We start from the raw sequence: 22,920 nt of genomic DNA, 5'->3' as shown, positions 1-22,920 counted from the left end.
ACGGACGCCCCGGCGCGGGCGTGCAAGGCACGGATGGCGACTTTTGATGTAGTGCGGACGTCCTGCTGTGCGTGCGCCAGCCGGCAACGCCAGCAGCCGTCTTGGATGGCTACCGATTAGCTAGTCAAAAGTACGGTGTACATCCGATCAGCAGGGAAACCACCCGCCTGGATCGCTCCGCGCCGCGTGCTAGCTTACGTCGCGCAGGACGCGGGCCATGCAGCAAGCAGATTCATCGCAGGACTCAATCTGTGGAGAACGATCATGGTGAAGAATCTAGCCGTATTCTTCGATGGGACCTGGAACGAACCCAACGACCGCACCAACGTCTACGAACTCTACAAAGCGGCGCCCGAGACCTCCACGCAGGAAACGTTCTATATCGAAGGCGTGGGCACGCAAGGCCAAGGCCTGTGGGCCGCCATCGACAAGTTCGCCGGCGGCGCCTTTGGCGCGGGGCTGTCGGCCAACATCCGCGCGGGCTACCGCTGGCTTTGCCAGCGCCATGAAGCGCGCGACCGCATCTTCCTCTTCGGATTCAGCCGCGGCGCCTATTCCGCCCGCAGCCTGGCCGGCATGGTGCGCAAATGCGGCCTGCTGAACGATCCTTCCGACAACAACGTGGCCGAAGCCTATGCGCTTTATCGCGACGACTGCATCCCCACGTCGCTGGAGGCCTCGTCGTTCCGCGTGAACTTCTCGCGCGAGACGGACGTGCATTTCGTCGGCGTCTGGGACACGGTCGGCAGCCTGGGCATACCGGTGGGCGGCATCCCCTTCCCCGGTTTTTCGAAGTTCTACAACTTCCATGACACCGAACTGAGCAACCACGTCCATCACGCCTATCACGCCATCGCCACCAACGAGTTCCGCGAACCGTACTCACCAACCCTGTGGACGCGCCTGGCCAATTCCGAGCCCCGGCCGCCCGAGAGGCCGGTCGAACAACGCTGGTTCATCGGCGCCCATTCCGACGTCGGCGGCGGCTACCGGGACGGCAGCCTGCAAACGCTGCCGGCCTCATGGCTGCAAGAGAAGGCCCGCCAGGCCGGCCTGGAAGCCGGGCTGGCGCAACGCATCGCCACCGACTATGAACAATGCCAGCCGCACGACTCCTATCGCGAGTTCACCGACAAAGTGCTGATCCATGTGAAAAAGCGCCCCAGGTTGTGGGATGGCGCGACCGTGCTCAACCTGACCGTGGACGAACGGCTGCTGAAGCGGTTCGGGCTCAGCCTGGACTTCCTGAAGGAGTATCCGGACTTCAAGGACGCACTCGAAAAACTGCCGGTCGCGCCACCGTGACCCGCCCGCCGCCCAAGGCGGCGCAGACGATGAAAGCACTCGCAACAGAGTGATGTAATGCGCTCAAAAATGAGACTTTGCGACTTAATACGATACAAACTTCGGCCCGTCGGACTGTGGCGGGAAAACCATGCTGCCCATGGCCCATTTCAAGTAACCTCCGGCCACCAGTCATTGTTCCGAGCCGATGTTTACGCATGTTCCGCAATGTCTTTGCTCTCAAATCCCTTGAAAGGTATTTCCTGACACTGGCTGCAGGCGTAGCGCTGCCGGTCTCCATGCTGACCGTGATCGTGGTGCAGCAGAACTGGCGGTCGCTGGCCGCCACCGACGATGCCATGCGAGGCTTCATCGTGGTCCGCACGACCCTCATGACGATGGAGGCGGTCTCCGCCGAACGCGGCCCCATGAACTCGGCGCTGGGTTCCGATCTGCCGGTCCCCGAACACATCCTGCACGCGCTGGACCAGGCGCGCCAGCGCACCAACGCACAGATCGCCGACCTGCTTGCCCTGTACCGCGCGCCGCTCAATCCCAACGGCGCCCGCGAATTCACCAACATCCAGCGCATCCGCGAATCCCTGCTGAACGCCCGCGCCAGCGCCGACGCGGCGATTGCCGCGCCCCGCGCCAACGTCTCCGGCTACAACCTCTGGACGGTGGTCGGAGACATGGTCGCGCTGGTGCCCGAGCTGCGTGCCGCCATGTCCGACGGCATCGGCCTGGTTGCCAGAAACCAGGGCGAGGACTTCGACCTGCTGTCCTTGGCGCTGCTGGCGGGCGAACTGCGCGAGCAGGCAGGGCTGGTGGGATCCACCTTTGCGCCGGCCCTGAGCAAACGCCGCACGCTCACCGCCAGCGACCAGTTGAGGATCGAGCGCGTGATCGGCCGCATCGACGAACTGCGCGCGCTGATCGAGGCCAACATCGCCAGCATGCCGCGCCATGCCTCATCGCTCGCCTATCGCGAACTGCAGCAGCAGTACTTCGGCGAGGGCATGAACTACCTCGACAGCGTGCGCGCCATTGCCGAGCGGGCCCCGGAAGACTCGCTCGTTTCGATGTACGAACTGGGCGCGAACTACGTGCCGCAGATGAAGTCCATCGTCCGGTTCCGCGATCTCATGCTCAACGACGTTGAGCGGCGCATCGGCGAAAACCGCCAGGCCGCGATCCGCGTCCTGCTGACCACCCTGGCGGCCGCGGCGATGCTCACCGCCGCCCTGATACTCGGGCTGGCCATGTTCCGCAAACGCGTCATCCGGCCCTTCGTCCGCGCCACCAACATCATCGGCGCCATCGCCAAAGGCGGCGAAGTGCCGGCCATCCCTGCGGGCCAGTACCGAGGCGAAGTGAACAGCATGTTCAAGGCCCTGGATGTGCTCAACGACAACGCCGCCGCCGTGCGCAAGCTGGAGCTGGAACGCGACCGCCTGATCCAAGACCTCGCCATCATGGCCGAAACGGATTTCCTCACCGGCCTGCTGAACCGCCGCGCTTTCGAAAAACGCCTGGAAGCCGCGCTGGACGACATGCGCCACGACGATGGCGACGGCCTGGCCTTCATCCTGTTCGACCTCGACCACTTCAAATCCATCAACGACACGCACGGCCACGCCACGGGCGACGAAGCGCTCAAGACCGTGGCGGACCTATGCCGCAGCACCTTCCGGCAATCCGACGTGGTTGCGCGCGTGGGCGGCGAAGAGTTCGCGGTGCTGTGCCGCAGCCGCCGTCCCGAACCCGTCCGGGACGTGGCCGAACGCATGCGCCTGAACATCGCGCGCACGCAGATCAGCGCCGGCGGCGCGGCCCGCTTCAGCATGACCGCCAGCTTCGGCGTCGCCCACGCCCGCAGCGGCGACACGGCGGCGCTGGAGAACCTGTCCCGCCGCGCCGACGAACTGCTGTACAAGGCGAAGCTGAACGGGCGTAATTGCGTACTGCTGGAGAACGCGGCTTGACGCAGCGCGCGCCTCAGGCCGCCAGCGTTTCCCGCGCCTGCCCCCGGTAGCGTTCCCACAGCCCGGTTTGCTGCGCACGCACCCGTTCGACGTTCTGCTCCTTGACGTGACCATAGCCGCGGATCGTGTCCGGCAGCGCGGCCAGTTCCAGCGCCGCGCCGCGATTGGTCGCGTCGAGCGTGCGTGAGAACTCCTCGGCCAGCGCCAGGTAGTCGGCGGCCAGTTGGCGTTCCATGCGGCGTTCGGCGGTCTGGCCGAATATGTCCAGCCAGGTGCCGCGCAGCCGCTTCATCGGCGCAAGCGCGCGGAACGCCAGCGCCATCCATGGACCATATATGCGCTTCTGCAGCCGCCCCCGCGCGTCGCGCCGCGCGAGCGCTGGCGGCGCCAGGTGATAACGCAGGCGATAGTCGCGGCCGGGCTCGCCTTCGAATTGCTCGCGCAGCCGCGCCTTGAAGGCCGGGTCCACGTATAGGCGCGCGACCTCGTATTCGTCCTTGTAGGTCATGAGCTTGGCGAGATGGCGCGCGACAGTCTGTGTCACCTCGAAGCGTTGCGGGTCCGGCAGCAAGGCCTCGCGCGCGCGCACCGCCGCCACCGCTGCCAGGAAGCGCGCGGCGTAGGCCTCGTCCTGGTAGGCGCGCACGTGTTGCGCCAGCCGCTGGATCTGGCCGTCCAGGGACTCCGGCAGCGCGACCACCTGCGCCCGCGGCGCCGGCTTGAGCACATCGGCGCCGCGGTGCGCGGCCTGCCGGCCGAGTTCGAAAGCCGCCAGGTTTTTCTCGACCGAGACGCCGTTCAGTTCGATCGCGCGCCGCAGGCTGTCCAGTGACAGCGGCAGCCCGCCCTGCTGCCAGGCATAGCCCAGCAGCAGCGGATTGGCGTAGATGGTGTCGCCGAGCAGGGCCTCGGCCAGCGGCCCGGCCTCGATGAAATCGCAATTGCCGCCCGTGCTGCGTGCCAGCGCGGCCTCGGCCTGCGCGCCGGGAAAGCGCCAGCTGGGCTGCGACAGGAAGGCGGCGGTAGGCGCGGCGCTGCTGTTCACCACGGCGCGGCCATGGTCCGGCCGCAAGCGCGACAGCACTTCCGGCGACGCCGACACCAGCGCGTCGCAGCCGATGAGCAGATCAGCCTCGCCCAGCGCCACGCGCGTGGCATGCAGGTCCGCGGGACGATGGGCCAGTTGCACGTGGCTGAGCACGGCGCCGCCCTTCTGCGCCAACCCGGCCATGTCCAGCACCGTCACGCCCTTGCCTTCGAGATGCGCGGCCGCGCCCAGCAGCGCGCCTATGGTCACGACGCCGGTGCCGCCCACGCCCGCGATCACCACGCGATAGGCCCCTAGCGGGGGGATTTCCGCCAAGGCGGGTTGCGGCGGTTCGGGCAGTGTCGGGGACGTCCTGCCCGCGCCCGGCTTGCGCAGGGTCGCGCCTTCCGCGGTGACGAAGCTGGGACAGAAGCCCTCCACGCAGGAGAAATCCTTGTTGCAGGACGATTGGTTGATGCGGCGCTTGGTACCCAGGGGCGTGTCCAGCGGCTCCACGGACAGGCAGTTGGATTGCACCGAACAGTCGCCGCAGCCTTCGCAGACCGCCTCGTTGATGAAGGCGCGGCGCGGTGGATCGGGATAGTCGCCGCGCTTGCGGCGGCGGCGTTTCTCGGTGGCGCAGGTCTGGTCGTAGATCAGCACCGTCGTGCCTTCGATGTCGCGCAGCGCGCGCTGCACCTCGTCGAGCGCCTTGCGGTGATACACCGCCACCGCCTGCGGCAACGCGGCGGCGCCCACGTACTTCTCCGGTTCGTCAGTCACCACCACGGTCTTGACCACGCCTTCGGCCTGCATCTGTGCGGCGATCTGCGGCACGGTCAGAACGCCGTCCACCGGCTGGCCGCCTGTCATCGCGACCGCGTCGTTGTAGAGAATCTTGTAGGTGATGCTGGCGCGCGCGGCCACCGCGGCGCGTATCGCCAGCAGCCCCGAATGAAAATAGGTGCCGTCGCCCAGGTTGGCGAAAATGTGGCGCTCGGACGTGAAGTCCTTCTGGCCCAGCCAGGCAACGCCCTCGCCGCCCATCTGGCTGAAGGTGTCGGTATTGCGGTCCATCCACATCGCCATGTAATGGCAGCCGATGCCGGCCACGGCGCGCGAGCCTTCGGGTACGCGAGTAGAGGTATTGTGCGGACAGCCCGAACAGAACCAGGGCTTGCGCTCTTCCACCAGGGTGGGCCGGGCGGCTTCGCGCTCCTTGGCATCGATGACTGCCAACCGCGCCGCAATGCGCGCCCGCAGCGCGTCCGACAGGTCGGCCTTTTCCAGGCGCGCGGCGATGGCGCGGGCGATCAGTGCCGGCGACAGTTCGTGGCGCGCCGGCAGCAGCCAGCCGCCGCGCGGCGTGGACCACTCGCCGCCGCCGTTGTCGCGCTCGTCGAACTTGCCGTAGACGCGGGGCCGCACGTCGTCGCGCCAGTTGTAAAGCTCTTCCTTCAGCGCGTACTCCAGGATCTGGCGCTTTTCCTCCACCACCAGGATCTCTTTCAGGCCAGTGGCAAACTCGCGCGCGTCCTGCGCGTCCAGCGGCCAGATGCAGCCCACCTTCAGCACGCGGATACCGGCCTCGCGACAGGCGACTTCGTCCAGGCCCAGGTCGTTGAGCGCCTGGCGCACGTCGAGATAAGCCTTGCCGGCGGTCATGATGCCGAAGTGCGCCTGCGGCGAATCCAGCACCACGCGGTTCAGCTTGTTGGCACGCACATAGGCCAGCGCCGCATACCACTTGTGGTCCAGCAGCCGCGCCTCCTGCGCCAGCGGCGTGTCGGGCCAGCGGATGTTCAAGCCGCCTTCGGGCAGGGCGTTGTCTGGCAGCACGATCTGCACGCGGTCGGGATCCACTTCCACCGAGGCGCTGGACTCCACCACGTCGGTCACGCATTTCATGGCCACCCACAGCCCGGTGTAGCGACTCATCGCCCAGCCGTGCAGGCCGTAATCCAGGTATTCCTGCACATTGGACGGATACAGCACCGGTATGCCGCTGGCGATCAGCACGTGCTCGGACTGGTGCGCCACCGACGAGGACTTGGCGGCATGGTCGTCGCCCGCCAGCATCAACACGCCGCCATGCTTCGAGCTGCCGGCGGAATTGGCGTGCTTGAGCACGTCCACCGACCGGTCCACGCCCGGTCCCTTGCCGTACCACATGCCGAACACGCCATCGCGCGCCGCGCCCGGGAACAGGTTCAGCTGCTGCGAGCCCCACACTGCCGTGGCGGCCAGGTCCTCGTTCACCCCAGGCTGGAACACCACGTCGTTGGCCTGCAGGTGGCGCTTGGCCTTCCACAACGCCTGGTCCAGGCCGCCCAGCGGCGAGCCGCGATAGCCCGAGATATAGCCGCCCGTGTTCAGGCCGGCCTGCTGGTCGCGCTGCTTCTGCAACAACGGCAGCCGCACCAGGGCCTGGGTGCCGCTCAGGTAGATGCGCCCTTGGGTGCGGGTGTACTTGTCGTCCAGCGTCAGGCCATGGGTATCGGCCGCGCCTGCGGGTTGTGGGGCGTTCACGCTTGTCTCCTGCGTTGCGGTTTTTGGTGTTTTGCCGCAGTGTAGGAAGCAGGCTGGTTATCGTATATTCATATATTCAGGTATCAGGTATTCGATAAACACATGGCTAATGACGTCACCCTGCGCCAGCTGCGGTACTTTGCCGCGGCCGCCCGGACCGGCCGGTTTTCCATGGCCGCCGCCGACGAGCATGTCTCGCAGTCCGCGGTCACCAACGCCGTTCTGGCGTTGGAGGCGCAGCTGGGCGTGCGGCTGTTCGACCGCCATCCCCACGGCGTCACGCTGACGCCGGAAGGGCACAACTTCCATCAGCGCGCGCGCGAAGTGCTCGACTCCCTGGACGACGCCCTGCGCGAGCCCGGCTTCCAGCGTTACGCATTGCGCGGCGCGGTGCGGATCGCGGCGTCCTACACGGTGCTGGGCTATTTCCTGCCCGACCTGCTGGCGCGCTTCCGGCGGCGCTATCCCGACGTAGAGCTGGATCTGGTCGACCTGGACCGGCCCGAGATCGAAGCCGCCGTGGCCAGCGGCGAGGTCGAGCTGGGCGTGGCGCTGCTATCCAATGTGGAGCGGCGCGAACGCTTCGGACATCAGGTGCTGGTGCGCTCGCGGCGGCAGCTATGGACCGCGTCCGGCCATCCGCTGGCGCAGGCCTCGGCGCCGTCGCTGGCCGACATTGCCGGCCATCCCTACATCCTGCTGGAAATGGATGAAGGCGAACGCTCTGCCCTCGCTTATTGGCGCGCCCACGGCCTGCAGCCGGACATCGCGTTCCGCACGCGCTCGATGGAGGCGCTGCGCGGGCTGGTTGCGCACGGCTTCGGCGTCACCATGCTGTCGGACATGGTCTACCGTCCCTGGTCGCTGGAAGGCCGCAAGATCGAGGCGGTGCCCATCACCGACGCCGTCCCGCCCATGGAGGCCGGCTTGCTCTGGGATCCGCAAGCGCGGCTGGCCAAGCCCGCCGAGGCTTTCCGCCAGTTCATGATCTACGCCTGCGGCGTCTGAGGCGCCCGCTACACCAGGATCGCGCCCTTGCGGCGCGTGAACTGGGCCAATGAACGCAAGGCCAGCGCGTGCATGGCCGCCACCGACGGCAGCAGGGTTTCTTCCTTGCGGGTCAGCACGCCCACGATGCGTTCCACCGTGGGTTCAGCCAGCGGCACGAAGGCCAGCCCGCTCGCGGCTGCCGGCCGCGCCAGCACCGGCAGCACGGTCACGCCCAGGCCGCTGACCACGCTGGCCAGGAGCGAAGCGCGGTTCGACACCACCATGAACGGGTCTTCGATGGCCCCGCCCAGTTGCCGGTTCTTCAGCGTGTCGAAGGTGGCGTTGCCTATCAGGCGCTCGCCCGCCAGCGCCGCCCAGGGCACGGGGCCGCGCCGCCGCGCCAGCGGATGGCTCTTGCGGCACACCAGGCCGAAGGCGTCGCGCGCCACGGGCGCGAAGGCCACCTCCGCGGTGCGCGGCACCTGTCCCGCCACGCCTACCTGTACTTCACCGCTCAGCACCAGCCGGTGCACATCCTGCGAGGACTCGTCGATGGCGCGGATGCGGATCGCGGGGTGGCTGCGCGCATAGCGCTCCAGCAGGCGCGGCAGCCATTCATCGGCCAGCGACGGCATCACCGCCAGCGACACCGGCCCCTGGCTGCCCAGGCCGAACTGGCGCGCCGCGTCCAGCACCCGGTCGTGGGTGACCAGCAATTCGCGGAACAGCGGCGCCACCGCAAGGCCCAGGGGCGTGAGCTGGGCGCGCTTGCCGGGTTCGAACAGCGGCGCCCCCAGCTGCTGCTCCAGGTCCTGCATGGCCGCCGACACCGCTGCCTGCGAACGGAACGTGCCTTCTGCCGCCAGGCGAAAACTGCCGTGGTCGGCCGCCAGCAGGAACTGGCGCAGGTGCTGGATCTTCAAGGGCGCGGACATGGATCGAAGGCATTGGAAAATTCGGATTTTCCGAAATTAACTTGAGTTAATTTGGATTGTCAAAACTCTGCTCCACCGCGAACAATGGCCTCGTCTTTCATTCCTACAGGCATTGGAGCAGCGGTTATGTCTTTGCAAGTGCGCAAGGTAGTCAGCTATGTGGAAAAAACTCTGATCGAAGGCGGCCGCGCAGCCGAGCGGCCGCTGGTGATGGTCATCGCCGCGGCCGTGATCCGCAATCCCTGGGCCGGCCAGCCGTTCCAGGAAGACCTGCGGCCCAAGATTCTGGAAGCCGCGCCGCCCCTGGGCGAACTGCTGGTCGCCGAAATCCTGCGCCAGGCCGGCTCCGCCGATCAGGTCGAAGCCTATGGCAAGGCCGCGGTGGTGGGCACGGCCGGCGAAGTGGAACACGCGTCGGCGCTGATCCACACATTGCGCTTCGGCAACGCCTATCGCGGCGCGGTCGGCGGCACCAGCTATCTGAGCTTCACCAATATGCGCGGCGGCCCCGGCTGCGTGATCACCGTGCCGCTGATGCACAAACTCGACGAAGGCCTGCGTTCGCACTACCTGACGGTGCAGACCACCATCAACGACGCGCCCGCGCCTGACGAGATCGTGATCGCCCTGGGCGCGGCCACCTCCGGGCGTCCGCATCACCGGATTGGCAACCGCTACTCGGACCTGCAGGAACTGGAACGCGAGGCGCAAGCCAAATGAGTCCGCATTCTCGGCGTACTGGACGCGGCGAGCCGCTGGTGCTGCTGCATGGCGTCGGCTTGGACCACACGCTGTGGGACGACCTGGCGCCGCTGCTGGAGCCGGATTTCGAGGTGCTGCGCTACGACATGCTGGGCCACGGCCACGCCCCCGCCATCGACGCCAGCGTAACGGTGCAGGATTTCATCGCGCAGCTGGACGCGGAACTGGACCGCGCCGGCTGGCAAAGCGCCAACCTGCTGGGTTACTCCATGGGCGGCCTGATCGCGGGCGCCTATGCCGCCGCCTGCCCGCAACGCGTCAACCGGCTGGCCCTGCTGAGCACGGTGTTCCGCCGCAGCCCCGAGGAGGCGCGCGCCGTGCTCGCGCGGCTGGACGCGGCAGCAACCCAAGACCCGCAAGCCGCCGCCCAAGTCTCGCTGCAACGCTGGTTCACGCCCGCGTTCCAGGCCGCGCGTCCAGAACGCGTGGCCTGCATCGGCCAGCGCCTGCTGGACAACGACCGCGCCAGCTTCCTGGCTGCATACCGCGTGTTCGCGCAGGGCGACCCGATATTGGCGCAGGCCGCGCCGGGGATCGCCTGCCCCGCCCTGGTGCTGACGGGTGAACTGGACGTCGGCTCGACCCCGCGCATGACGCTGGAATTGGCCGAGGCCCTGCCGCACGCCCGCGCGCAGGTGGTGCCGGGCCAGCGGCACATGCTTCCGGTGGAGGAGCCCGCCATCGTGGCGGCGGCGCTGCGTGGATTTTTTCTGCCGGCGAGCGGCGCGGCAAACCTGGCCTGACCCGCGTAGAGTGGATACGGAGACAAACAACATGAATCGCAGAACCATCCTGAAGAACATGGCGGCCCTGGCCCTCACGCCGCTGGCTGCCGCGGTCAGCAGCGCCGCCAGCGCGCGTGAAGCCCCCTTGCGCGTCATCGTGCCCTTCCCGCCGGGCGGCGGCACCGACGTGCTGGGCCGGGTGATCGCGGCCACGCTGGAAGGCGCGCTCGACCGGCCCGTGGTGGTCGAAAACAAGCCCGGCGCCAGCGGCATGCTGGGCGCCGACTACACCGCCAACGGCGCCAAGGACGGCAGCGTGCTGCTATTCGCCGGGCTGGTGCCTTCGGTGCGTTACTACGCCAGGCCGCCCGAGGACGTGCTCAAGCAGCTGGCGCCCGTCTGCCCCATCGCGCGTTCGCCCTACATGGTGGCGGTCAACGCCGACCTGCCCGCCAAGACGCTGGGCGAACTCGTCGCCCAGGCCAAGCGCGAGCCCAAGGGGCTGACCTTCGGCTCCCCCGGCAACGCCACGCCGCAGCACCTGGCAACCGAACTGCTGCAGGCAGCCTGCGGCATGGACATGCTGCACGTGCCGTACCGTGGCACAGGCCCGATGATGACGGACCTGCTGGGCGGACAGATCCAGGTGGTGGTCGCCACCGTCGCCGCCGTTGAACCATATCTGCAAGGCGGACGCCTGCGCGTGCTGGCCGTGACCAGCGCGGAGCGCCTGCCCAAGTACCCGGACATTCCGACGGTGGCCGAAAGCGGCTATCCCGGCTTCTCCGCACAAATCCAGTTCGGCACTTATTGCGCCGCCGGCACCCCGGAAGCCGCCATCGCGGCGCTGAACCGGGGCATCAACCGCGCGCTGCAGACCGAGACAGTCCGCGCCAAGCTGGGCGAACAAGGCTTCCAGCCCACCGGCGGCACGCCCGCGCAGCTGCAACAGGCGCTGCTGGCCGAAATACGCGACGTGGCGGGGCTGGTGCAGGCCGGCAAGGTCAAGGTCGACCTGTAGCGTCCCCTTTCGTCCCGATGCTGGATAACCAGCATTTACAGGCGTGTCGTCCTCTGTGCATGCTGCCCGTTGATCCGGCGCAGATCGGGCGCAACATGGAGACGACATGCCTAGTCAGGAATCCCTGCACTCCGCCCATATCCGCGAGATCGAACAGGTCGGCCAGGGCCGGCCCACGCAGCGCGACGCGCACGTGGTCAGCAGCTGGCTGCGCTGCCTGGACCAGTACCGGCTGGACCCCGCCCAGGCCTGCGAAGCCTATATCGTGCCGGACGGCAGGCTGCGCGAACACCGCCAGCAGTCCGAAGCGCTGATTTCCATTGCGCGGTCCGGCCTGGACCATCTGTTCCGCCAGGTCGCCGGCCAGAACTACGTGCTGCTGCTGGCCGACCGTCAGGGCGTCACCGTGGAATTCCTGGGCGATGCGCAGCAGACCGCCAGCCTGCGCAAGGCCGGGCTTTATCTGGGGTCGGAATGGTCTGAACAGCGCGCCGGCACCTGCGCCGTGGGCGCCTGCCTGGAAAGCGGCGAAGCGCTCACCATCCACCAGACCGATCACTTCGACAATACCCACACGCCGCTGTCCTGCACCGCCGCGCCGATCTACAGCGCCGACGGCGAGCTGGCGGCCGTGCTGGATATTTCGCTGCTCAGTTCCCCCATCCTGAAAGCCAGCCAGAACCTGGCGCTGCATCTGGTCACCGGCACCACGCGCCGCATCGAAATGGCTAACCTGATGGCGCGCACCAGCAACGAATGGGTGCTGCGCTTCGCGCGCTCGCCTGAATTCCTGGACGTGGATCCGGAGGCCGCGATCTCGCTGGACGGCTCTGGCCGCATCCTGGGCATGACACATACCGGCGCCAAGCTGCTGGCGCGCGCGGCCGGTCTGGACTGGCGCCATCCCGCCGGCCTGATCGGTCAACCCGTCACTCGTTTCTTCGATGTACAGCTGGACGACCTGCCGCGCTACACCCGCGCCCATGCGCCGCAGCAGCGCCTGATCGTGGCCCGCGACGGCAATGCGCTGTTCGCGCACGCCATCGAACCCAACCGGCCTGCGCGCGGCGCCAGCATGGCGGTGCGCGGCGCGCCGTCCGCGCTGCGCGGCCTGGACGGCGGCGACGCCCGCATGGCAGCCATGCTGACGCGCGCCGCCAAGCTGGCCCGCCAGGGCCTGCCGCTCCTGCTGCAAGGCGAAACCGGCGTCGGCAAGGAATACCTGGCCCGCGCCATCCACGACGGCAGCCAGCGCGCGGGGCGCTTCGTCGCCGTGAATTGCGCGGCGATCCCGGAATCGCTGATCGAAAGCGAATTGTTCGGCTATCTGCCGGGAGCCTACACCGGCGCGGCCACCAAGGGCCGCAAGGGCTTGATCGAGGAGTCCGACGGCGGCACGCTGTTCCTGGACGAAATCGGCGACATGCCGCTGGCGCTGCAAAGCCGCCTCTTGCGCGTCCTGGCCGAATCCGAGGTCACGCCCATCGGCGCCAACGCGCCGCGCGCCGTGCGCCTCTGCCTGGTGTCGGCCTCGCACCGCGACCTGGCCGCGCTGGTGCGCGAGGGGCGCTTCCGCGAAGACCTCTATTACCGCATCAATGCCGCCACGCTGACCGTGCCGCCGCTGCGCGAACGCGCCGACCTGGAATGGCTCATCGCCCGCCTGCTGGCGCGCCACCAGGACGAATCCGGCGTCCCCGTGCTGGCGCCCGCCGCGCTGATGGCGCTGAAGGCGCATGCCTGGCCCGGCAACATCCGCGAACTCGCCAACGCCATCGCGGTCGCCGCCGCGCTGTGCGAGAACGGCGTGATCGAGCCCGCCGACCTGCCCGACGCACTGGCGCCGGCAACGACCGCCGCCAGCCCGGCAGAGGCCGCCTTGCGCGCCATGCTCGCCAGCTGCGACGGCAACGTCTCCGAAGCCGCGCGACGCCTGGGCGTGGACCGTTCCACCGTGCATCGCCAGATGCGGCGCCACGGCCTGGCCTCGCGCTCCTGAGGCGCCACACCCCAACGCCACAGGTGTGGCGCGCCGCCACGGCCTGCCGCCCCGCCCTCCTGGGCGGCAAGGGTGGCACGCCGATTGCTTGATCGTTATCGACGCCCACCGGCCGGCACAGGCCGGGGCCGCCAGCAGACCGTCCCACGGTCCGCCTCGACAACGACGCCCGCCACGGGCAAGGAGACTAGACATGCAGACCGATCAAGCCGGCGCCGCCCTGGACGCCGTGCTCGCGCGCCTGAACACCGCGCTGGGCAACAAGGACATCGATGGCGTCGCCGCGCTGTTCCAGGACGACTGCTACTGGCGCGACCTGGTGCTGTTCACCTGGAACCTGCGCACGCTCGAAGGACACGAGCAGATACGCGACATGCTGCAACACCAGTTGGCGCAGGTGGAACCGGTGCGCTTCAGCCTGGACCCGAAAGAGGCGGTGTCGCAAGAGGCCGGCCTGTTGCAAGGCTGGATCGAAATCGAGACCAACCGAGCCCGCGGCTACGGCCACATCCGCGTGCAGGACGGCAAGATCTGGACCCTGCTGACCACCATGTCCGAACTCAAGGGGCACGAGGAACCCAGCGGCCTGCGGCGGCCCAAGGGCGCTGAACACGGCAGCAGCCGCAGCCGCCAGACCTGGCTGGAAAAGCGCGAGCAGGAAGCCGCCGAGCTCGGCTACCAGGCCCAGCCCTATGTGCTCATCATCGGTGGCGGACAAGGCGGCATCGCCCTCGGCGCGCGCCTGCGCCAGCTGGACGTACCCACCATCATCATCGAAAAGAACGAGCGCGCCGGCGACAGCTGGAGAAAGCGCTACAAGTCCCTGTGCCTGCACGATCCGGTCTGGTACGACCACCTGCCCTACATCCCCTTCCCCGAGAACTGGCCGGTCTTCGCGCCCAAGGACAAGATCGGCGACTGGCTGGAGATGTACACGAAGATCATGGAGCTGAACTACTGGACCTCCACCGTCTGCCAATCGGCGCGCTACGACGAGCAGAAACAGGAATGGGAGGTCACGGTGCTGCGCGAGGGCAAGCCCGTGGTGCTGCGACCCAAGCAGCTGGTGCTGGCTACCGGCATGTCCGGCAAACCCAACATCCCCAGCTTCCCCGGCCAGGACGAATTCCAGGGCGAGCAGCAGCACTCCTCGCAGCATCCCGGCCCCGACGCCTACCGCGGCAAGAACGTGGTTGTGATCGGCGCCAACAACTCCGCGCACGACATCTGCGCGGCGCTGTGGGAAGGCGGCGCCAACGTCACCATGGTGCAGCGCTCGTCCACCCACATCGTGCGTTCCGAGACCCTGATGGACATCGGCCTGGGCGGCCTGTATTCCGAACAGGCGCTGGCCAACGGCATGACCACGCGCAAGGCCGACCTGACCTTCGCCTCGCTGCCCTACAAGATCATGGCGCAGTTCCAGATCCCGCTCTACGAGCAGATGCGCCAGCGCGACGCCGGGTTCTACGCCAAGCTGGAAGACGCCGGCTTCATGCTGGACTGGGGCGACGATGGCTCGGGCCTGTTCATGAAGTACCTGCGGCGCGGCTCCGGCTACTACATCGACGTGGGCGCCTGCGACCTGATCATCGACGGCAGCATCAAGCTGCAATCGCGTACCGATGTCAGCCACCTGACCCGCGACGCCGTGGTGCTGAAATCCGGCGTCAAGCTGCCCGCGGACCTGGTGGTCTACGCCACCGGCTACGGTTCGATGAACGGCTGGGCCGCGGACCTGATCAGCCGCGACGTCGCCGACAAGGTCGGCAAGTGCTGGGGCCTGGGCTCGGACACCACCAAAGACCCCGGCCCCTGGGAAGGCGAACAGCGCAACATGTGGAAGCCCACCCAGCAGCAGGCCCTGTGGTTCCACGGCGGCAACCTGCACCAGTCGCGGCATTACTCGCAGTACCTGTCGCTGCAGCTGAAGGCTCGGCAGGCGGGCGTGCCGGTGCAGGTCTATGGCTTGCAGGAGGTGCATCACAAGCGCTAGGCGCCCGTTCCGTCTGGTTGCCGACCCCGGCAACCGGGCTTGCGCCCAGGTGGGCATCAGGGTAAATTGTTGACAATCCAACGCCAGATGGCGTTTTTTTCTGACCGTTTTCTCTAAAACCGGAAAGATTGTCAACACAATGAGCAAGGTGCTGACCCTGCCTGGCGCCGCCCCAGGCGATCACGAGACGCTTGCGGAACACATCTTCCGCAAGATCCAGTCCGCCATCGTCAAAGGCGAAATCGCCCCCGGCAGCAAGATTTCCGAGCCCGAACTGGCCCGCATCCATGGCGTCAGCCGCGGCCCGCTGCGCGAAGCCCTGCACCGGCTGGAAGGCCAGAAGCTGCTGGTGCGCGTGCCCCATGCCGGCGCCCGCGTGGTGTCGCTGTCGCAGCAGGAACTGTCCGAACTCTACGAAATCCGCGAATCGCTGGAAGGCATGGCCTGCCGCCTGGCCGCCGAACGCATGCCGCCCTCCGAAATCGCCGAGCTGCGCGCCGTGCTGGAAGCGCACGAGCGCGATGAGGCCTTCCAGGCCGGACTGGGTTATTACCAGCAGGAAGGCGACTACGATTTCCACTACCGTATCGTCAAGGGCAGCGGCAACCAGATGCTGTTCCGCATGCTGTGCGACGAGCTCTACCAACTGGCGCGCATGTACCGCATCCAGTATTCGACAACGCCCAACCGCCCACGGCAGGCCTACGCCGAACACCACCGCATTCTGGACGCCATCGCCGACGGCGATGGCGAGTTGGCTGAAATCCTGATGCGCCGCCACATCCGCGCATCCCGTATCAACATCGAACAGCAGATCGCGCAGGGCAACCTGCAGCGCACCGAGGCATGAACCAAAACTACCGCAAGCCCCTGCCCGGCACCCGCCTGGACTACTTCGACACCCGCGCCGCCGTCGAGGCGATTTCGCCCGGGGCCTATGACCGCCTGCCCTACACCTCGCGCGTGCTGGCGGAAAACCTGGTGCGCCGCTGCGATCCGGCCATGCTGACGGACTCGCTGAAGCAGCTGATCGAGCGCCGCCGCGACCTGGACTTCCCCTGGTTTCCGGCGCGCGTGGTCTGTCATGACATTCTGGGCCAGACCGCGCTGGTGGACCTGGCCGGCCTGCGCGACGCCATCGCCGACAAGGGCGGCGACCCCGCCAAGGTCAACCCGGTGGTGCCGGTGCAGCTGATCGTCGACCACTCGCTGGCCGTGGAGTACGGCGGCAACGATCCCGACGCCTTCGCCAAGAACCGCGCCGTGGAAGACCGCCGCAACGAAGACCGCTTCCATTTCATCGACTGGACCAAGCAGGCCTTCCGCAACATCGAAGTCGTGCCCCCGGGCAACGGCATCATGCACCAGATCAACCTGGAGCGGATGTCGCCCGTCATCTACACGCAGGACGGCGTGGCCTTCCCCGACACGCTGGTCGGCACCGACAGCCACACCCCGCACGTGGACGCGCTGGGCGTGATCGCCATCGGCGTGGGCGGCCTGGAAGCCGAAAACGTCATGCTGGGCCGCGCCTCGTGGATGCGCCTGCCCGACATCGTTGGCGTGGAGCTGACCGGCCGCGCCCAGCCCGGCATCACCGCCACCGACATCGTGCTGACCCTGACCGAATTCCTGCGCAAGGAGAAGGTCGTGGGCGCCTACCTGGAGTTCTACGGCGCAGGCGCCGCCAGCCTCACGCTGGGTGACCGCGCCACCATCTCGAACATGGCGCCCGAGTATGGCGCCACGGCCGCGATGTTCTCGATCGACCAGCAGACCATCGACTATCTGCGCCTGACCGGCCGCGAGGACGAGCAGATCGCCCTGGTCGAGAACTACGCCAAGACCGCGGGCCTGTGGTCCGACAGCCTGAAGAATGCCGAGTACGAGCGCGTGCTGCGCTTCGACCTGTCCAGCGTGGTGCGCACCCTGGCCGGCCCGTCCAATCCGCATCGCCGCCTGCCGGTCAGCGACCTGGCCGAACGCGGCATCTCCGGCGTGGTGGAAAACGAACCGGGCCTGATGCCCGACGGCGCCGTGATCATCGCCGCCATCACCAGCTGTACCAACACCAGCAATCCGCGCAACGTCATCGCCGCCGGCCTGCTGGCGCGCAACGCCAACCGCGCCGGCCTGAGCCGCAAGCCCTGGGTCAAGAGCTCGCTGGCGCCGGGATCCAAGGCCGTATCGCTGTACCTGGACGAAGCCGGCCTGACCGCCGACCTGGAAAAGCTGGGCTTCGGCGTCGTCGCCTTCGCCTGTACCACTTGCAACGGCATGTCGGGCGCGCTGGACCCCGTGATCCAGCAGGAAATCATCGACCGCGACCTCTACGCCACCGCCGTGCTGTCCGGCAACCGCAACTTCGACGGCCGCATCCATCCCTATGCCAAGCAGGCCTTCCTGGCCTCGCCGCCGCTGGTGGTGGCCTACGCCATCGCCGGCACCATCCGCTTCGATATCGAACGCGACGTGCTGGGCACGGACGCCAGCGGCCGCGAGATCCGCCTGAAGGACATCTGGCCCAGCGACGAAGAGATCGACGCCGTGGTCAAGGCTGCGGTCAAGCCCGAGCAGTTCCGCAAGGTCTACGCCCCCATGTTCGGCATCCAGGACGACCGCAAGGCCGCCGTCAGCCCGCTGTACGCGTGGCGCGCGCAGAGCACCTACATCCGCCGCCCGCCCTACTGGGAAGGCGCGCTGGCCGGCGAACGCACGCTGCGCGGCATGCTGCCGCTGGCGGTCCTGGGCGACAACATCACCACCGACCACCTGTCGCCGTCCAACGCCATCCTGCTGGACAGCGCCGCCGGCGAATACCTCGACAAGATGGGCTTGCCCGAAGAGGACTTCAACTCCTACGCCACCCACCGCGGCGACCACCTCACCGCGCAGCGCGCCACCTTCGCCAACCCCAAGCTCTTCAACGAAATGGTGAAGAACGAAGACGGCACGGTGAAGCAGGGCTCGCTGGCCCGCGTGGAGCCCGAAGGCAAGGTCATGCGCATGTGGGAAGCCATCGAAACCTACATGGACCGCAAGCAGCCGCTGATCATCGTGGCCGGCGCCGACTACGGCCAGGGATCGTCGCGCGACTGGGCCGCCAAGGGCGTGCGCCTGGCCGGCGTGGAAGCCATCGTGGCCGAAGGCTTCGAACGCATCCACCGCACCAACCTGATCGGCATGGGCGTGCTGCCGCTGGAATTCAAGCCCGGCGTGAACCGCAAGACGCTGGGCCTGGACGGCACCGAAAGCTATGACGTCATCGGCGCACGCAAGCCGCGCGCCGACCTGACGTTGGTGATCCACCGCCGCAACGGCGAAACCGTCCAGGTCCCCGTGACCTGCCGCCTGGACACCGCCGAGGAAGTCTCGATCTACGAAGCCGGCGGCGTACTGCAGCGCTTCGCCCAGGACTTCCTGGAAGCCTCCGGCGCCGACAGGAAGGCCGGCTGATCCGTCATCGGCAAGGCGGGCGCCGCAACGCCCGCCGCCCCATACCCATCATCAGGACTGCCCCATGACCCATGCTCCCCAGACCAAGATAACCGCCACCTACATGCGCGGCGGCACCAGCAAAGGCGTGTTCTTCAAGCTCGACGACCTGCCCGAGTCCGCGCGCGCGCCCGGCGCCGCGCGCGACGCGCTGCTGATGCGCGTGATCGGCAGCCCCGATCCCTACGGCAAGCAGATCGACGGCATGGGCGCCGCCACCTCCAGCACCAGCAAGACCGTTATCGTCGGCAAGAGCACGCGTCCGGAGCATGACGTGGACTACCTGTTCGGCCAGGTCTCCATCGATCAGCCCTTCGTGGACTGGAGCGGCAACTGCGGCAACCTGTCGGCCGCCGTGGGGCCGTTCGCCATCACCAACGGCCTGGTCGACCCGGCCCGCGTGCCGCGGGACGGCATCGCCGTCGTGCGCATCTGGCAGGCCAACATCCAGAAGACCATCATCGCCCATGTGCCCATGACCGGCGGCGCGGTGCAGGAAACCGGCGACTTCGAACTGGACGGCGTGACCTTCCCCGCCGCCGAGCTGCGCCTGGAGTTCATGGATCCGGCCGAGGAAGGCGATGGCGGCTCCATGTTCCCGACCGGAAACCTGGTGGACGACCTGGAAGTGCCCGGCATCGGCACCTTCAAGGCCACCATGATCAACTCCGGCATCCCCACCATCTTCCTGGACGCCGAAGCCCTGGGCTATCGCGGCACGGAGCTGCAGGACGACATCAACGGCGACGCCGCCGCGCTGGCGCGCTTCGAGACCATCCGCGCCCACGGCGCCCTGCGCATGGGCCTGATCAAGAAGCTCGAAGAAGCCGCCAGCCGCCAGCACACGCCCAAGGTCGCCTTTGTGGCGGCCCCCAAGGAATACGTTTCCTCCAGCGGCAAGCAGATCGGCCAGGGCGACATCGACGTGCTGGTGCGCGCGCTCTCCATGGGCAAGTTGCACCACGCCATGATGGGCACCGCGTCCGTTGCCATCGCCACCGCCGCGGCAGTGCCGGGCACGCTGGTCAACCTGGCCGCGGGCGGCGGTGAACGCGACAACGTCTGCTTCGGCCATCCGTCGGGCACCTTGCGCGTCGGCGCCGAGGCCAAGCTGGTGGACGGCGAATGGAAGGTCACCAAGGCCCTCATGAGCCGCAGCGCCCGCGTACTGATGGAAGGCCGCGTGCACGTGCCGCGCGAGGGTTTCTGATCCGGCCTGCCGTCCGCAGCATGAAGAACGGGGCTTTCAAGCCCCGTTTTTTTTTGCCCGGCGCAAGCGCCTCAGCCCTTCGCTCCCGCAGCCTCCAGCAGACGCACAACCTCGGTCTGCCCGCGCTCGCGCGCATGGCGCAGCGGCGTCACGCCCTTGCCGTCGGCCAGATTGACGTCGGCGCCGGCTTCAATCAGGCGCTTGACGATGGCCTGGTGGCGCGCGCCGCCATCGCCCAGGATCACGGCTTCCAGCAAACCGGTCCAGCCCAGGTTGTTCACATGGTCCGCGTCCACGCCCGCGCGCAGCAGCATGTCCACCACCTCGACGTGGCCGCGTTCGCACGCGGGAATGAGGGCTGTGCCGCCGTAGCGGTTGGTGCTTTTCAGATCGGCCCCGTGCGCCAGCGTCAGCGCCAGGATCTCGCGCAAGCCGCGGGCGCCGGCCAGCAGGTAGGCGCTATCGCGGATCGCGTTCTGCGCGTTGACGTTGGCGCCGGCTTCGATCAAGGCACGGGCGGCCTCGACGTGGTTGCCCTGGGTCGCGCGCAGCAGCGGCGTATTGCCTTCCGCATCGCGCGTGTCCACGGCGGCGCCCTGCCCCAGCAGCTGCTTGACGCGGGCAGCATCGCCATTGCCCGCCGCGGCCAGCAGCGCGGAGTCTGGACCGGCGGCCGCGGCCACGCCTCCCACGCTCAACAGGAATGCCGCCAGCCAGATGCGGCCTGCACGAAAGATAGGCATGAGTACTTCCTCCAGATCAACAGCCTTGGAGCCGGCCGGATCGGCTGACGGCCCCGCGAAGCGCCTAGTATGGCGGCCGGGCCAAGTATTATGAAATTAATTGGCTTGATAGATTCGAGTGGACATTCCAATGCTAGATCCTGTCCTGCTGCGTAGTTTCCTCACCGTCGTGGACACGGGTAACTTCACCCGCGCCAGCGAACTCCTGCACCTGACGCAATCCACGGTCAGCCAGCACGTCATCCGGCTGGAAGAGAACCTGGGCTGCCGCTTGCTGGACCGCACCCAACGCCATGTCCTGCCCACCGAGGAAGGCGAGCGCCTGCTGGGCTACGCGCGCAGCATCCTGCGCCTGGCCGACGAAGCGCGCGAAAGCGTGGCCGCCGCGCAGGCCAGCGCGGTGCTGCGCTTGGGCGCGCCCGAAGACTTCATGGGCGCGACGCTGATGCCCACCCTCGCCGCCGTCGAAGCGGCCTATCCGCGGCTGCGCGTGGAAGTCGAAGGCGGACTCAGCCACGAGCTGCTGCGGCGCTATCGCGATGGCGAACTGGACCTGCTGCTGGTCAAGCAATGGGAAGTCGATGCCGATTGCGATGCGCACTGGCCCGAGCCCCTGTGCTGGATCACCGCGCGCAGTTCGCCGCCTCCCGCGCCCGATACCGCCGTGCCGCTGGTGGCGTTTCCGTCCGGCGCACTGTACCGGCAGGAAATGACCGCCATGCTGGAGACCAGCGGCAAGCCCTGGCACGTGCGCTTTTCCAGCCCCAGCCTGCCCAGCCTCAGCGCAGCGGTCGCGGCGGGATTGGGGATCAGTCTGCTGCCTTGCGCCTGCGCCACGGCCGAACACCGGTGGCTCACGCCCGAGGAAGGATTTCCCGCGCCCCGCGGCCTGCAACTGTCACTCTACGCGCGTGGCCGGCTCAGCGATGCCGGCCACGCTCTGCGGCGCGCGCTCCAGGACTTCTGCGAGGAACGCGCCGCGCAGGTCACGCCGCCGGCCTGACGTTGGCATAGGCCTGCGCAGCCTCGCCCACGGGTTCGCCCTTGCGGAACAGGAAGCGCTGCGCGGGCACGGCGGCGACCGCGGCCGCGCCGTTAGGAGCAGGCAGCGCCACGAAGTTTGCCTCGTTGCCAACCTGCAGGCCGTAGCCTTGCAGGCCCAGCACCTCGGCTCCGGCGTGCGACGCCATATGCAAGGCCGTCAGCAATTCGCCGTCCGTGTAGAAGCCCGAGCGATAGCCGATCAGCATCGCGCGCTGCAGCATGTCGCCATTGCCATAGGGCCACCAGCAATCCTGGATGTTGTCGTTGCCCGTGAACACGCGCACGCCAGCCGCGAGCAGCGCCAGTACCGGCGGGAAGGCACGATCGCCCGGAGCATTCGTCATGATCGCCACGCCGGCGTCGGCCAGCTTGCGCGCCACGTCCTCCAGCTCCCGCTGGCCGACGTCACCCAATGCGTAGGCATGACTGATGGCGACCCGGCCAGCGAGGCCCAGCGCCCGCGTGCGCGCGGCGATCCTCGCAATCTGTTCTACGCCCTGATCGCCGGGCTCGTGCAGATGGATGTCTATCTTCGCGCCCAATCTTTCGGCAATCCCGAACACGCAATCGAGCTGCCCTTCCGCATCGCCGTCCAGGGTGGAAGGATCGATTCCGCCCACGACCTCGGCGCCTTCGCGCACGGCTGCTTCCAGCCATTGCGGCGTGCCGGGACAGGACATCACGCCGGCCTGCGGAAACGCCACCAGTTCGATATCGACGATGCCGCGCCACTTCTGGCGCGCCGCCATGACGGCGTGCAGATTGCCCAACCCGGTGGTGGCGTCGACGTCCACGTGGCAGCGCATCGCCACCGTGCCGAACGCCGCAGCTTGCGCGATGAGCGCATCGGCGCGCCCCTCGATGGGCGGCGCGGCGGCCAACTCCTGCTTCTCGATGGCAAGCCGTTCGCGCAGGCTGGCCGCGGGCCGGTGCGGCCGCCAGCGGTCGCCGACGAAGCTCTTGTCCAGGTGGATATGGCCATCGACAAAGCCTGGCAGCACCAGGTGGCCGCGCAGGTCGGTCACCTGCGCCGCGCCCGCGACGGGCGGCTCGGCGCCCAGCGCCAGGATGCGGCCATCGCGCACATGCAGGGATAGAGGATGGCCGTCGGCGCCGACGGCATTGATGTATACGCGGTCTGTCATGTTTCGCCTTGGTATTGCGCGCAACCATGC

The 22,920-nt window shown here is 67.8% G+C and carries 16 protein-coding genes; 12 read left to right on the top strand and 4 right to left on the bottom strand.

Annotation, left to right across the window (positions count from 1 at the left end):
• Positions 1–264: 264 nt before the first annotated feature.
• Together AC3WOB_RS03660 and AC3WOB_RS03655 are read left to right on the top strand one after the other, a co-directional pair.
• Positions 265–1,305: a T6SS phospholipase effector Tle1-like catalytic domain-containing protein gene (locus tag AC3WOB_RS03660; protein WP_013396319.1), complete on the top strand. Its 1,041-nt coding sequence runs from the start codon at positions 265–267 to the stop codon at positions 1,303–1,305.
• 278 nt (positions 1,306–1,583) lie between these two features.
• On the top strand, positions 1,584–3,269 hold the full coding sequence (locus AC3WOB_RS03655; protein ID WP_492274222.1) for a GGDEF domain-containing protein: 1,686 nt from the start codon (positions 1,584–1,586) through the stop codon (positions 3,267–3,269).
• A 13-nt stretch (positions 3,270–3,282) separates the two neighbouring features.
• Here AC3WOB_RS03655 and AC3WOB_RS03650 read toward each other — a convergent pair whose 3' ends face one another.
• Positions 3,283–6,825, bottom strand: coding sequence for an indolepyruvate ferredoxin oxidoreductase family protein (locus AC3WOB_RS03650; RefSeq protein ID WP_492274221.1), 3,543 nt, complete (start codon positions 6,823–6,825; stop codon positions 3,283–3,285).
• A 102-nt stretch (positions 6,826–6,927) separates the two neighbouring features.
• Here AC3WOB_RS03650 and AC3WOB_RS03645 point away from each other — a divergent pair, with 102 nt between their 5' ends.
• The gene (locus AC3WOB_RS03645) at positions 6,928–7,833 is read left to right on the top strand and encodes a LysR substrate-binding domain-containing protein (protein ID WP_013396322.1); all 906 of its coding nucleotides are present in this window, start codon (positions 6,928–6,930) and stop codon (positions 7,831–7,833) included.
• Positions 7,834–7,841: 8 nt separating this feature from the next.
• Here the strand turns inward: AC3WOB_RS03645 and AC3WOB_RS03640 are convergent, their stop codons facing one another.
• Complete coding sequence (locus AC3WOB_RS03640; RefSeq protein ID WP_013396323.1) at positions 7,842–8,750, bottom strand: LysR family transcriptional regulator; 909 nt, start codon at positions 8,748–8,750, stop codon at positions 7,842–7,844.
• 126 nt (positions 8,751–8,876) lie between these two features.
• On the opposite strand from AC3WOB_RS03640, the gene AC3WOB_RS03635 reads away from it, so the two are divergent.
• The 8 genes from AC3WOB_RS03635 (at position 8,877) to prpF (ending at position 19,958) form a co-directional block, all read left to right on the top strand.
• Positions 8,877–9,470, top strand: coding sequence for an amino acid synthesis family protein (locus tag AC3WOB_RS03635; RefSeq protein ID WP_054452076.1), 594 nt, complete (start codon positions 8,877–8,879; stop codon positions 9,468–9,470).
• A complete protein-coding gene (locus AC3WOB_RS03630; protein ID WP_492274220.1) occupies positions 9,467–10,255 on the top strand; it encodes an alpha/beta fold hydrolase in 789 nt (262 codons plus the stop codon). Before AC3WOB_RS03635 ends, AC3WOB_RS03630 begins: the two co-directional genes overlap by 4 nt.
• A gap of 31 nt (positions 10,256–10,286) precedes the next feature.
• Positions 10,287–11,258 carry a Bug family tripartite tricarboxylate transporter substrate binding protein gene (locus AC3WOB_RS03625; protein ID WP_492274219.1) on the top strand — a complete coding sequence of 324 codons (972 nt, stop codon included), beginning with the start codon at positions 10,287–10,289 and terminating at the stop codon, positions 11,256–11,258.
• Between the two features lie 106 nt (positions 11,259–11,364).
• Entirely contained in the window at positions 11,365–13,257 is a 1,893-nt protein-coding gene (locus tag AC3WOB_RS03620) for a sigma-54-dependent Fis family transcriptional regulator (RefSeq protein ID WP_492274218.1), read from the top strand.
• A gap of 193 nt (positions 13,258–13,450) precedes the next feature.
• On the top strand, positions 13,451–15,253 hold the full coding sequence (locus AC3WOB_RS03615) for an NAD(P)/FAD-dependent oxidoreductase (RefSeq protein ID WP_492274217.1): 1,803 nt from the start codon (positions 13,451–13,453) through the stop codon (positions 15,251–15,253).
• A gap of 139 nt (positions 15,254–15,392) precedes the next feature.
• A complete protein-coding gene (locus AC3WOB_RS03610) occupies positions 15,393–16,103 on the top strand; it encodes a GntR family transcriptional regulator (protein WP_013396329.1) in 711 nt (236 codons plus the stop codon).
• Entirely contained in the window at positions 16,100–18,709 is a 2,610-nt protein-coding gene (gene acnD, locus AC3WOB_RS03605) for a Fe/S-dependent 2-methylisocitrate dehydratase AcnD (RefSeq protein ID WP_013396330.1), read from the top strand. Before AC3WOB_RS03610 ends, acnD begins: the two co-directional genes overlap by 4 nt.
• Positions 18,710–18,773: 64 nt before the next feature.
• The gene (prpF, locus tag AC3WOB_RS03600; RefSeq protein ID WP_013396331.1) at positions 18,774–19,958 is read left to right on the top strand and encodes a 2-methylaconitate cis-trans isomerase PrpF; all 1,185 of its coding nucleotides are present in this window, start codon (positions 18,774–18,776) and stop codon (positions 19,956–19,958) included.
• 71 nt (positions 19,959–20,029) lie between these two features.
• Here the strand turns inward: prpF and AC3WOB_RS03595 are convergent, their stop codons facing one another.
• Entirely contained in the window at positions 20,030–20,701 is a 672-nt protein-coding gene (locus tag AC3WOB_RS03595) for an ankyrin repeat domain-containing protein (protein ID WP_492274216.1), read from the bottom strand.
• A gap of 130 nt (positions 20,702–20,831) precedes the next feature.
• Between AC3WOB_RS03595 and AC3WOB_RS03590 the strand changes: the two genes are divergently transcribed.
• Complete coding sequence (locus AC3WOB_RS03590) at positions 20,832–21,704, top strand: LysR family transcriptional regulator (protein ID WP_492274215.1); 873 nt, start codon at positions 20,832–20,834, stop codon at positions 21,702–21,704.
• On the opposite strand, the gene AC3WOB_RS03585 is transcribed toward AC3WOB_RS03590, so the two are convergent.
• The gene (locus tag AC3WOB_RS03585; protein ID WP_492274214.1) at positions 21,688–22,890 is read right to left on the bottom strand and encodes an amidohydrolase family protein; all 1,203 of its coding nucleotides are present in this window, start codon (positions 22,888–22,890) and stop codon (positions 21,688–21,690) included. The genes AC3WOB_RS03590 and AC3WOB_RS03585 overlap by 17 nt on opposite strands.
• Positions 22,891–22,920 lie beyond the last annotated feature (30 nt).

This window comes from Achromobacter sp. FW305-C-30-7 (assembly GCF_058783105.1).
The sequence above is the reverse complement of the archived record's forward strand: the minus strand, read 5'-3'. Positions and strand labels throughout refer to the sequence as shown.